This window comes from Aminipila butyrica (genome assembly GCF_010669305.1).
GTDB lineage: Bacteria > Bacillota > Clostridia > Peptostreptococcales > Anaerovoracaceae > Aminipila > Aminipila butyrica.
In genome coordinates this window covers 458,494-471,532 of record NZ_CP048649.1, presented here as the reverse complement: position 1 = coordinate 471,532, position 13,039 = coordinate 458,494, and the positions used below count along the sequence as shown (strand labels likewise).

The following is a 13,039-nucleotide window of genomic DNA, read 5'->3' as shown; positions in this document are numbered from 1 at the left end:
TCCAGTAGATCACTGCGGGGTATCCGTACCTTCCACCCCACCTTCAGTAGTAGTCTCTGGCTCTACGGAATAGATTGTTCGAATCATCTCTTCTATTTTTTCTTTGTCTGGATATACATAAAATGGAGGTTCCGGATCCGGATTGTTAGGAAGGGTATGGGTGGTAATATTATCAGCGGAAATTCCTACGGCCTTGGTCGCCAGCCCTAATGCTGTTCCCAGGGTAATGTCAGAATCCACGTTTTGAAACACGGTCTTTGCAACGGAAGGCAGGTTGAGGCCAATACACTGCCTAAAGGCACTCTTCATAAATTCCTGCTGAGCTTTCACCCGTCCCAAATCACCTTCCAAATAGCCATGGCGGAATCGAAGGAACTGAACAGCCTGCTTGCCATCTAAGGTCTGATAACCCGCCTTTAACGCAATCTTTAGTGGTGGCGTATCGTAAGGGTCTTTGTAGTACATACCGCCCTTGTTATTGATATTAGGAACTTCTATCGGCACACCACCCATGGAATCCACAATTTTTTCAACACCATCATACTCAATGACAGCGTAATAATTGATAGGCATGCCACAGAGCAGCTCACTGACCGCTTTAGCAGTATTCACCGGGTTGCCCTTATAAGCTGCGTTGAGCTTCTTTTCAGCCAGCCCATTATAGCCCTTTCTCACATAATACGTGTCTCGTGGAATGGAAATCACATCTACTTTCTGGTTTTCCATGTCGAAACTGACCAGCATGATAGTATCTGTCAAGTTGGTATTAATCCCTAAAAGCAGGATATTGGCCCGTTTAGAATCCTTAAAGGACTGAAAAAAGGGACTGTTTTCATCTACCAACGATTCCAGCTTCAATTCTTCTTCCAAAACCGGCGTATATTCCTCTCCTGGATCGAAGGGATTATAATTGGACAGCTTACTGATTGCTGAGGTAATCCCCAGGCTCCCGGCTGTCAAAACAATAAACGCAATCAAAAATGTTTTTAAAAACAATTTCCCGCTGCTGCTTACTTTTTTACTTTTCCCCTTGTTAGCCGCCTGCAAGGCTTTGGCTGCCTCCCCATCATACGTGCTATTCTCTGTTCCCCGCTGCCGCGCTCTCTCTTCTCTCTCTCTTGCCCTTTGCTTCTTTTCAGCTCTGCTCATTTGTCTTTCTACAACCTCTCTTGTACTTTGTTCCCTTTTCCCTTTTTGATACGACCTCACGGGCTCCTGAATCTATATTGTATACTACTAAATAAAAAAAATAAATGATTATTTTTTGTCATTAATCGGCTTCGCCTGTCTCCTCGGAGACGTCTCCTGACTTATAAATCTGTTCTACCAGATCTCCAGCCTGCTCTGTATCCACAAACCAATAGGATGCACCATTGACTGTCTTTGAACCGCCTGGGGCCAAGTAGGTAGCCACATTCTGCGAATCCAAACCGATGGCCTTCGTTGCAATTTTGGTGGCCATGCCCAGCGTGATATCCGAATCAATCTCCCGCAATCCAACCTTCACCACCGCTGGCAAATTCGGCCCAATGGCTTGCTTCAAGGCAGACTGAATAAAGGTCTGCTGAGCCTTCACTCGACCAATGTCCCCTTCTGGATAGCCATGCCGATACCGCAAAAATTCCACCGACGTCTCACCATCTAGAGTCTGTTGCCCTTTTTTTATATAAATGTGCAAAGGAGGTTTATCGTAAGGATCATCATATTTCATCGTGAAAGGGATGTCCATAGGCACTCCGCCAACCTCGTCCACAATTTTTTCTACATCGCTGAACTCAATAACGGCATAGTAATTAATCGGTATCCCCAGCAGTGTATTGCTGACAGCCTTGGCCGTGCCAATGACCCCTTCACTGCCGTAGATAGCATTAATTTTCTGATTTGCCGCTCCTTTATAATCCTTTCGCATATAATACGTATCCCGAGGAACGGAGATTATGTCTACTCGCTGATTCTTCATGTCGTAGCTAGCCAGCATAATAGTGTCCGTCAGGCCATCGTTGTCCCCCAGCACCAAAATATTCACCCGCTGGCTCTTTGAAAACAGGTCATAATAGGGCCCGCTTTTGTCCACCATGTAATCCATATCATCCACAAGTGATTCCTCTCCCCCAAATAGACGAACCTCTCCCATTTTGCCTAAAGCAAACCGCACGGGCATAAAAGCCAAGATGAATATGCAAAAAAATGTTAGAAAAAATATTGCAAATTGCTTTTTATTACTCATTTTTTTATCCCTTTTCCCTTTTTAAATCATTATTTCAATATATAACAATTTGCGTTTTTTTGCAAGAACTATCAAAAATAATGGTGCTTTTTGCGGTTGTGCTCCATCATGTCAATAAACTGCTATAAAAAAGCCGCCCTCCGGGGAAGGCGGCCCAAAAATTCCATACTTTCGTCGTTATTGTAATTTGTTCTTATTTGCTGTAATCGAAAAAGCCTACACCAGTCTTTCTTCCCAGCTTGTTAGCTCTCACCATTTTGGTCAGCAACGGATGTGGCCGATACTTGGTGTCACCGAACTCTTTGTACAGGGTTTCCATGATGGCAAGACAAACATCCAGACCAATCAAGTCTCCTAATGCTAAAGGCCCCATCGGGTGATTTGCACCTAGTTTCATAGCTTCATCAATACCCTCTGCATTTGCTACACCATCAGCAAGAATGCCAACTGCTTCATTAATCATCGGAATTAAGATTCGGTTTACAACGAAGCCTGGTGCTTCTGCTACGTCTACCGGCGTCTTTCCTAGATTCTTTGCCAATTCAACGATTGTCGCTCTCGTTTCCTCTGAAGTAGTCAAACCTTTAACAATCTCCACCAATTTCATGGCCGGAACAGGGTTGAAAAAATGCATGCCTATAATCTTATCCGGTCTGTTTGTTGCCGCTGCAATTTCAGTAATTGAAAGGGCTGATGTATTTGTAGCAATGATTGTCTCCGGTTTGCAAAGAGCATCTAGTTCTTTAAATAACGCTTTCTTTGCTTCCATGTCCTCTGTCGCAGCTTCCATAACCAGATCTGCATCTTTAATGATTGCAATATCTGTTGATCCATGAATCCTGCCCATAATCTCTTCTTTTGCTTCTGCTGTCAGCTTTTCTTTCGCAACCAGACGGTCTAAATTCTTGCTTACCGTGGCAATTCCCTTTTGGACAGACTCTTCTCTTCTCGCTCTAATTGCAACTTCATACCCATTCTGAGCAAGGACCTGAATAATTCCGGCACCCATTGTGCCTGTTCCTAATACACCAATTTTTTTCATCACAATAATCCTCCTTAGTCTATGTTCATCCTTCATATTCGCACGAGCCATGCTATATGTGCCACACGGTTAAAACGCTTCCCCATACCCCCTTTATAAAGGGGTTCCTCGCTGAGGAGTTCTTCGCATGGATTCTACTTTACGGCAAAGCCATATTGCTCTATGAATTCACTATAACATGCAAGCAGTGTCGCCGCATGCTTCAATGAATCCTACCTTACGGCAAAGCCGTATCGCTCTATGGATTCATTATAGCATATTTCAGAATATTGTGTTGTTTTTTTTTTAACAAAATAAAATTTTATTTTACATCAGTAATTTCAAGGGCTTCCAGTGCTTTTTACGTTTTAACAAAAACAAATCTCCCACTATCTCGCTATGTTTTTCACAATTACAACTCCAGCAACTTTTTCTTCATTTCTTCCTTGTATCGTTCTACTCCCGGTTGATCAAAAGGATTGATCCCCATCAAGTAGGACGTAATCGCACAGGTCGTTTCGAAGAAGTAAATCAACTGCCCAAAGTAAAAGGCATTAATCTCAGGAATACCAATTTTGATCAGGGGAATTCCTGCCGCATAATGAGCGGCGGCCACCCCTTCCATGGCTGCCTGGTTAATCTGGCTCAGCTTCTTTCCAGCCAACAAATCTCCCGCGGCGGCTGGCACCTGCAAATCCCTGGAAGGCTTCTCCACGTACAACACCGTCTCAAAAAATATTTGGTTTCCCTCCTGAAGAAATTGACCCATGCTGTGCAGATCGGAACTGAACCGCAGAGAATCCGGGTATAAGCCTTTGCCTTCTTTGCCTTCACTTTCTCCAAACAGCTGCTTCAGCCATTCCGTAAAAAACTCCAGCTGAGGTTCATAATATTCGAAGATTTCCAAGACCTTTCCTGACTGCCACAGCCCATAACGGACAGCGGCATAATCCGTTCCATCTAAATCCCACACTGGTGAAGTGGCCATAGCCTCTGCCCCTGCCAGCATGGACTTGACATCAATACCTGCCACGGCCATGGGCAGCAGACCCACTGGAGTCAACACAGAATAACGTCCGCCTATATTCTCTGGTACTGAAAAGCTGACGTAACCCTCTGCTTCTGCTTCTTGGCGAAGGACGCCATGTTCTGCATCGGTTACCGCATATATCCGTTTAGCTGCCTTCTCCCGTCCGTATTTTTCAATCAAGGCCTCTTTCAACACGGCAAAGGCAATACTAGGTTCCACCGTCGTTCCAGATTTGGAAATGACACACAGGCAAACCTCCTTCGTCCGGATATCTTCCTGCAGCTTGTGCAGATAGACGGCGCTCATGGTATTGCCGGCAAACTTAATCACCGGATAGCGACTGGCTGGTACACCAGTACCATAGACCTCATCATAGCCCACCAGCGCATTCACTGCCGCCCTAGTGCCTAAGTACGAACCGCCGATGCCAATTACAATCAGTTCTTCACACTGATTCTGAATCAGCATGGCTGTATTCAACAGCTCCTCTAACTGATCCGGCCCCGTCTCCAAGGGCAGCTTCACCCAGCCGGTCATAGATTCTTTGCCGGACCACAGCTTATCCAAGGCTCCTTCCACCCCTTTAGCATGAACCTCTATGCCCTCTTTGGAAATACCAGACCAGCTTACATCTATTTTTATATCCATTCCCATCTCTCCTTTGCGCTCTACTTTTGAGGTGTGTAGTTGGGCACCAACGCATGGAGCCATTCCTTTACCTCGGTCTCAGTCATATCGGAGACCCCTTTGACCTGGCCCTCAATAGAGGCAGCCTGAACCTCATCTTCCACCTCCAGCATGGCCTTCAATGCTGGATTAGCCGGCAGTGGGTGACCCACGTAAATCTTGTTGTGGGCGGTCTTCTCCAGCCCCTCCTCATCCAGGAGCAGTTCCTCGTAGAGCTTTTCTCCAGGACGCAGCCCCGTCACCGCAATGTCAATATCTACGTAAGGCACATACCCAGATAAGCGAATTACGTTCTCTGCTAAGTCCAAAATCTTCACTGGCTCACCCATATCCAAAATAAAGATTTCGCCTCCCTGGGCCATAGCTCCAGTCTGAATCACCAGCTCCACTGCTTCTGGGATGGTCATAAAATAACGAGTAATATCCTTATGGGTTACCGTCACCGGCCCTCCTTTTTCAATCTGTTTTCTAAAAATTGGAATAACTGAACCATTACTGCCCAATACGTTGCCGAACCGTACCGCTGCAAAAGTCGTTCGGGAATGCTGACTCTTTTCCTGTAAAATCATCTCCCCCACTCGCTTGGTGGCACCCATAACGTTGGTGGGGTTTACCGCCTTGTCGGTGGAGATCATAACAAATTTTTCTGTAGCAAATTCTTCTGCCAAGTCTATCATATTCTTGGTACCCAAAATGTTGTTGACCACCGCCTCCTTTGGATTTTTCTCCATGAGAGGTACATGTTTGTGAGCCGCCGCATGGAATATAACATGTGGCTTGTATCTGCTGAAAACCTCTCGCATGCGCTTTTTATCCCGAATGGAAGCAATAACAATTTCAAATTCCAGATGGGGATATAACTCCCTCAACTCGTTGGAAAGTTCAAAAACGCAGTTTTCATAAATGTCTACAGCAATCAAACGTCGAGGCCGAAAGCGACCAATTTGCCGACAAAGTTCGGAACCGATGGATCCTCCCCCTCCCGTAACCATGACAATCTTCCCTTCAATATAACTGCTGATTTCTCGCAAATTTACATGAACCGGCTCCCTTCCTAAAAAGTCTTCAATGTCCACATCCCGCAGCTTGCTGATGCTGACCTTGTCGTTAATTAAATCAATAAGGCTGGGCAAAATCTTAATCTTGCAGCGAGTCCGCTTACACTCCTCCATGATGGCCTGGATGGCCTTTTTCTTGGCGGAGGGAATGGCGATGATAATCTCGTCCACCCCATACTTTCTAGCGGCATGGCGGATTTCATTGCGTCCGCCGTAGACCTTCACCCCACAGATACGATGCTTCTGCTTGGACGGATCGTCGTCGATGGCCACTACCACCCGCTTGCCGTACTCGTGGTGGCTCTTGATTTCATTAATCATAGACGCCCCTGCCTCTCCAGCTCCTACAATCATGACCTTGGTCACATTGCCGCCGATGATGTCCTTGCGACCAATTCGCAGCACAAAGCTATTAAGCGAACCGGGAGACCGCACATTGCGGATAAATCGGTAGGATACACGAAAGGCTGACAGCAGAAAAACCATGAACAAAAAAGAAATGATATAGATTCCCCGGGGCATGGTCAGCACAGAAAAGGTCACGTAAAACATCACCAAAAGCTGGGCTACCCCTGCTGCCACCACAATTTTAAACAGCTCCTCCGTGCCTGCATACCGCCACATACTGGTGTACAGCCCGCAAATGCTGAATGCTATAATGCAAGCCAAAGTAATAGAAAAAAGGTTGTTCGCGTAAATGGCAAACCAGGCATCAAACACCGGATCGTTGACATTAAAATCAAACCGCAATAAAAATGCGGCAATATAGGAAAAAGTCACGATAAAAGTATCTACTAATAAAAGAATAATGATTCTTGAAAACTTAACCATTGGTTGTCTCCTGTCCTGCTAATCCGCCTGGAGTTCCCGGGCAGATATGATATCACTTAGTATTATACATGCAAACCGTCTTTTGGAGAAATGGAAATTTCCGTCTGCTTTTCAAAAGCGGTCAAGTGCGCAATAAAAACAGGACGGATTGAAAAACCCGCCCCGTCTGCAAACCGTTTTAAGGTAGACGGCTCTCTTGTTCCATATCTCTGAAGATCTGCTGCCTGCCCCACTGAATCCATCAAAGTCCTTCAATGAGCTTTCGGGCAGCATTCATTTTCAGCTGTGAATCCATAGCGAAATTCACAAAAGTATCGGTCAGCACAGAATAATCTTTTCCTGAAACTGACAAATAGGCAATATTCTCCAATACTAGCAAATAATTTTCTGAAATTTGAGCAAACTCGTACAACGCCTTCTGTGCAGCCACCTCATCTTCCATCATCCTGCTCTTCTTCATATTATTAATAGTGATAGTCTGCTTTTCAGCATCTTTCACATCGGCGCTGATAGAGGCAACCAACATCGCTTTCATAGCTCCGTCAGTGGTTTTTTGTAGCTCCACAATTTTAGCATTAGCCTGATCATAAAGCTCAATGGCACTTTCAAATTCTGCTTTTAAAGATTTCGTATAGATTGTCTGTATTTTTTCACTGTCCTGACTATCCGGTTCTTCCTGGAGACTTCCAATAAGGACAGTCTTTTCTACATTATCCCAGGAGATGACCTTACCCATGAGCTGAGCAATAGAGCGCACTGGCAAATAGGTACTCTCCTGATATAAAATCGGATACATGCGGTTTCCACTGATATCCGTAAACTTTTGTACTTCAAAATCATACATGATGGTGATGTCAGACCGTAGGCTAACTGTCACCTGGGCAGATTTCCAAGTGGGCTTTACATAACTATCCCTGTCCACTCCTTGAGCAGCCTCCTTATTCTCATCGCTTCTCTTGGCCTTGGACTTGTTGGGATTGTTTAAAGTCTTGCCGATGTATACCGTCTTACTATAATTATCCCACCTAATTTCTTCATCCATCAAGGCAGAAATGGCCCGTACCGGTAAATATGTATTGCCGTTGTAGACGATGGGGTATACCCGCTGTCCATTGGCATCTTTAAAAATCAGCCACTTCTGATCCATCTGCACGGCAAACTCCGGCTTCACATAAGCAATGGCTTTGCTGTCCGCAAATTTTCCAGGAGTTCCAGTTCCAGTATCGGCGAAAACCGCCCCCGGTATTCCCCATACCAAAGACAACGTTATTAAAATCCCTATAATCCTCTTATTCCTATTCATGCTTCGTTCTCCCCAATGAACATTACCAGTCGGTTAAAGATGCTACTTAAAAAACTGTATTATTATTTAGTATACCATTTTATGGGTGAAAAGCAAAACAAAAAATGAACTTTTTTCATAGTCCTTCCTTTTATTTAAAGAGTTGTCTTTGTTTTTATGGTTTTTTGCCCTTAATACGCTGTTTTTGCTACCACAAAGAAGTTTACATATGTTATACTATGTGATTGAGATTAGATAATGTAAAGAGTAAATTAGTTACGCTATAATCAATATATGGATTAGAAATGGACATGTTATCATGATTAAAGAAAATCAACGAATACTCAATCAATTAAACTTGCTTACAGATGGGGTGGTCATCCTTTTAGCTATGAGCTTGGCCTATGGGTTGCGGTTCTTGGTATTTCAAGGGGCTACCAACCACATGGGAGGAAGCACCTACATCAGCTTGGGCTTGGTCGTCATTCCTTTATATTTGCTGATCTACACGGGCTTTGGCCTGTATGAATCCTTTCGTCGAAAAGACTTCTCTGAGGAATTAGGGCTAATTATCAAAGGAAACCTGCTGGGCATCATCATCCTGCTAACCTGCCTGTTCATCTTCAAGAAAATCGATCTGTCTCGGTGGACTCTGGTTCTATTCTTTGTCCTCAACGTTAGCGGTACGGCGGCCAAGCGCTATATCATGCGAAACATCCTCAAGAGTTACCGACAGAAGGGCTACAATATCAAGCATGTCATCCTTATCGGAGACGGTACTCTAGCGCAGGATTATCTCCATGCAGTCTACAAAAATAAGTCTCTAGGCTTTTCAATCTTAGGATACATGTCTGCACACAAAAGTCTGAAAAATCTGCGTTACCTAGGCAATTACCAGCAGATCTACGAGACACTGGACCTGTTCAATGCTGATGAAGTGGTGGTAGCTCTGGAAGCCGACGAATTTCATCTGCTCCCCAGCATCATCGCCAGCTGTGAAAAATCTGGCACCAAGCTTTGCGTCATTCCTTTCTATTCTAAATACATGCCTTCTAACCCCTACATGGATGAGATTGATGGAATCCCCCTGATTAATATGCGGCGCATTCCGCTGGACAACCTGCTGAACGCCATGGCCAAGCGATTGCTGGATATAACCGGTTCTCTGGTTCTCATCCTGCTGTCCTCTCCTCTCATGTTGATAGCAGCCTTGGGCACCAAACTTTCATCGCCGGGTCCGATTATCTTCACACAGGAGCGCATCGGGCTGAATAAAAAGACCTTTACCATGTACAAATTCCGTTCCATGCGGGTCAATGGATTGGAAGGCATCAAGTGGACCACCTTGGATGACCCACGTAAAACCAAGTTTGGCTCCTTTATCCGCAAATTTTCTATTGATGAGCTCCCTCAATTTTTCAACGTACTGAAGGGGGACATGAGCCTGGTAGGCCCTAGACCGGAACGGCCTTTTTTCGTGGAACAATTTAAAGAAAAAATCCCCCTCTACATGGTCAAGCATCAGGTCCGCCCCGGCATTACCGGCTGGGCTCAGATCAACGGATTTCGAGGAGATACATCCATCGAGAAACGCATCGAGCATGACATCTATTACATAGAAAATTGGGATTTGCTCTTTGATATACGAATTTTATTCCTGACCTTATTCAAAGGTATGGTCAATGGGGAGAAATTATAGATTAATGAAAACAAAATAGGAGGAAAAATAACATGACAAAAAAAGCAACTTTTTTACCTATAGTCTTTGGCATTGTTCTGATATTTGCCACTGCTCTGATGGGTTCTTTTGACCTACTGGTCCAGAAATGGGCGGCTTTGGCCGCTCTTGTGATTATCCTTATATGGATGGGCATACCTAAATTTAAATCGATGTGGACAATCTATACTACCCCACTGTACATAGCCATCTTCGGCTATGTAATCTGGAGTGGCCTGTCTATCTTTTATGCTGATGTAACCAAGGCAGCCTTGTTCGAATTTACCAAGCTGGTCGTGGCTGCTGCCGTGTTCCTCACCGTGCTAGTATGGACTCCTGCTACGAAAAAAGGTGTAAAAACGGTCTGGAAGCTACTGGCCACATCTACCGCCTTCTTCGGCATCATTTCCGTGGATGCAGCCTCCAATGGTCCGCTAGCTGGGGCTTTCAAAGCCTTCATGAGTCTGTTCACCAGCAACATGCAGAATTGGGGTGTCTTTGAGGACGGTATTCGTATTACCGGTATTTTTGGCAATGCCAACACCTTTGCCGGGCTCATGGCTCTGGGAGTCTTCTTGTCCTTGTCTTTAGTCATGGTCAGCCAGTCAAAAAAAGAAAAAGCTTTTGCCACAGCACTTTTAGCGTGGAACTCTTTGCCTTATTTGTTGCTCTTCAGCTTAGGCTCCTTGTTCATATTCTTCCTAGCCTGCCTGTTGATGATTGCTGTCAGCAAGAAAGGAGAACGGCTGTCCCTCTTCCTTCTTATGGCGGAAACCGGTTTAGTTACCTTATTCTTTGCTGGTATCTCCTTGATAACCCTGGGTAGTACTCCATTGCTGCCTCTGGTGGCTCTGGTATTGAATGCTGTGGTCCTTTGGTTTGTCGACCAGTTCATCCGCCAGGCCATGACCCAAAGGTTAACCGCTCACAGCAAAAGCACTTTCATCACTGGTACAGCTGTACTGGGGCTTCTGGTGGTGTACCTAATCGCGGCCTTAAACGTAACTGGGCCGCTGAGTCTGGCATCCAGTGAGACCGTCATGCGTGCTGCCTATCTGAATGCTGGGTCCTATGAGTTAACTGCCACAACCAGCTCAGCCAATCAGCCTTCTTCCGAGACAGCTGCTTCGGTCCGTATTGTCACCCAAAACAAGACGCAGTTAAAGCTTCATTCTTCCACGCAACTCTACAACGGGCCTCTAGAAAATGCTGCTTTTACTGTTCCAGAAGATTCTCGGATTGTTAAGCTGTACTTTACAGGAGCCGCCAGCGGCAGCCTACTGGAGCAAGTTACCTATGGCCCTGCACCAGTTAGCGGAACGAAACCCACTGCGGGAGAATTCGGTTCCGTCAAGCTAAATTATAAATTGCTCCCAGCTATTGCAGCCAACCGAATTCAGGATTTAGGAGCTAACGAAAACTCTATCCAACGTATGGTATTTTTTGAGGACGGCTTCAAGCTATTCCGTCAAAGCCCTATCATCGGTCACGGTCTCAGCGGCTTTGAAGTAGGCATTGCCTCTGTGCAAAACTTTTACTACGAAACCAACTACGTGCACAATCACTATATCCAGACTCTCTGTGATTTGGGGATCATAGGCTTTGCCTTCTTTCTATCCATCCTGATTCTTTCCGTGCTCTTTGTCATCAAATTGCTAAAGGTAAGCAAGAAATCAGAATACCAGAATGTAGGAAGTTTTGCTTTGCCAGTTCTGGCAGCCTGCCTTTTGCAGATGTTTGGCCAAGCAGCCACTGACTTGACCTGGTCCATGGGTACTTTCCTGATTACAGCCTTCTCCTTGCTAGCTCTGACGATTGTGGTTAATTCCAAGAACTTTGGTGAAGTAAGCCAGGAGATAACGACACATTCAATTAAAAATGCTGCATTAGATACTGTGGAATTCACATCACCCTCTGGCAAAGAAAGTTGGGACCCTCTAGAGGACTACGCATCGAAAGGCTTTAATCCTGCAACCTCTGCCAGTCACCCAGCACACAAATACACCATGGCCGTCCGGGCCAGCATTTTCTCTTTATCCCTACTCATGGGCCTGCTGTTGAGCTTAAATCTATATGCTTATTACAAGGCCTCCACTGGAAATGCTACTATAAATCAAATAGCCACTCTGTCCAAATTAGACAAGTTCGAGGGGGACGATTACAAAACATCTTATATTGTCACGGCCAGCACCTATGGCCTGCAAGAAAATATGGTTCAGGCCAACAAATATGCAGAGGAATTGACCGACAGTCCGGACGTAGTTCTCAATTATCTGTTACCATTCTATTTTAATACGGGACAAGATGATAAGCTCTTTGAGACGGCTTCTATCGCTGCTCATGATGGCAAGGCGTCTCCTGAAACCTGGAATCGACTTTTTGAGATTTTTGACACTGCTGTGAACCCTAATCGCGACAACCCAATGCCGATAATTCTTCATCTGTTTAAGAACAAGGAGTACTATATTGACGGATTATTAGGCTATTATAGGGATTTGCAGGCAAGAAATGCGGCCTATCTGGATGATGCCATGCTGGATGCTGGCAATACTGCCTTTATAGGCAAGCTGCTAGGTATTGAACAGCTGGATAAGTCCGGCCTTCTCCAAGCCATCGATGTGTTCTCCAATACTATTTTTGATTCAGCTTTTGCTGTGGACGTGAACAACGATCAGATTCCAGATAACATCTCCATCCTATCCGGCCAAACATCCTGGGGGGCCTCGGCGGTAAATACTGAAGAGAAACAGGCGCCTTCTGGAAGCGGCTTTGATGGCAGCATGAAAGCCTCATCAAATACGTCCATGGACTTGAACGTGTACTGCGTTAAAGGCGGGGAATATACCCTCCGCCTGTCTGGCCTGACTGGTATTAACGGTAGTCCTGCTCCTCAGAATATCGTTGCTGCACTGGACGGCCAACCTCTGGCCGTTCAATACGATGGCGACGGAGCTTTTATCCAGGTAACATTAAAAGGGGCTGCAACTGCCGACAAAGAAAAAGGGATTCAATCGACGGCTGCCAGTACAGAGAAAATCACACTTACTTTCCCATCTGGAGGGGAAATGACCGCTATGACCTTAAAGAAATAAGAAACTTGGTGCTATAAAAATGTAAATCAGCCTTTAGGCCTCAAATTGATTAGCCGAAGGGCTCAATACGGATGAGAGCTTCTCATCCGTATTT

9 protein-coding genes are annotated in these 13,039 nt (G+C 45.2%); 2 read left to right on the top strand and 7 right to left on the bottom strand.

What is annotated here, in order from left to right; translation table 11 throughout:
• Nucleotides 1-9 precede the first annotated feature (9 nt).
• The 7 genes from Ami103574_RS02145 to Ami103574_RS02115 all read right to left on the bottom strand — a co-directional run bounded on the left by Ami103574_RS02145 (nucleotide 10) and on the right by Ami103574_RS02115 (nucleotide 8,157).
• A complete protein-coding gene (locus tag Ami103574_RS02145) occupies nucleotides 10-1,149 on the bottom strand; it encodes an LCP family protein (protein ID WP_163065106.1) in 1,140 nt (379 codons plus the stop codon).
• Nucleotides 1,150-1,270: 121 nt separating this feature from the next.
• On the bottom strand, nucleotides 1,271-2,086 hold the full coding sequence (locus tag Ami103574_RS02140; protein WP_246213220.1) for an LCP family protein: 816 nt from the start codon (nucleotides 2,084-2,086) through the stop codon (nucleotides 1,271-1,273).
• Nucleotides 2,087-2,420: 334 nt separating this feature from the next.
• Nucleotides 2,421-3,269 (bottom strand): 3-hydroxybutyryl-CoA dehydrogenase, encoded by an 849-nt coding sequence (locus Ami103574_RS02135; protein ID WP_163065104.1) that lies wholly within the window; start codon nucleotides 3,267-3,269, stop codon nucleotides 2,421-2,423.
• Between the two features lie 391 nt (nucleotides 3,270-3,660).
• Nucleotides 3,661-4,926, bottom strand: coding sequence for a glucose-6-phosphate isomerase (locus tag Ami103574_RS02130; protein WP_163065103.1), 1,266 nt, complete (start codon nucleotides 4,924-4,926; stop codon nucleotides 3,661-3,663).
• Between the two features lie 20 nt (nucleotides 4,927-4,946).
• The gene (locus Ami103574_RS02125) at nucleotides 4,947-6,854 is read right to left on the bottom strand and encodes a polysaccharide biosynthesis protein (RefSeq protein WP_163065102.1); all 1,908 of its coding nucleotides are present in this window, start codon (nucleotides 6,852-6,854) and stop codon (nucleotides 4,947-4,949) included.
• A 62-nt stretch (nucleotides 6,855-6,916) separates the two neighbouring features.
• Nucleotides 6,917-7,096, bottom strand: a complete 180-nt coding sequence (locus tag Ami103574_RS02120; protein ID WP_163065101.1) for a hypothetical protein — start codon at nucleotides 7,094-7,096, stop codon at nucleotides 6,917-6,919.
• On the bottom strand, nucleotides 7,096-8,157 hold the full coding sequence (locus tag Ami103574_RS02115; protein ID WP_163065100.1) for a stalk domain-containing protein: 1,062 nt from the start codon (nucleotides 8,155-8,157) through the stop codon (nucleotides 7,096-7,098). Before Ami103574_RS02115 ends, Ami103574_RS02120 begins: the two co-directional genes overlap by 1 nt.
• 298 nt (nucleotides 8,158-8,455) lie before the next feature.
• Here Ami103574_RS02115 and Ami103574_RS02110 point away from each other — a divergent pair, with 298 nt between their 5' ends.
• Both Ami103574_RS02110 and Ami103574_RS02105 read left to right on the top strand, forming a co-directional pair.
• Nucleotides 8,456-9,835: an undecaprenyl-phosphate glucose phosphotransferase gene (locus Ami103574_RS02110; protein WP_163065099.1), complete on the top strand. Its 1,380-nt coding sequence runs from the start codon at nucleotides 8,456-8,458 to the stop codon at nucleotides 9,833-9,835.
• 32 nt (nucleotides 9,836-9,867) lie between these two features.
• A complete protein-coding gene (locus Ami103574_RS02105; RefSeq protein ID WP_163065098.1) occupies nucleotides 9,868-12,945 on the top strand; it encodes an O-antigen ligase family protein in 3,078 nt (1,025 codons plus the stop codon).
• Nucleotides 12,946-13,039: the final 94 nt, after the last annotated feature.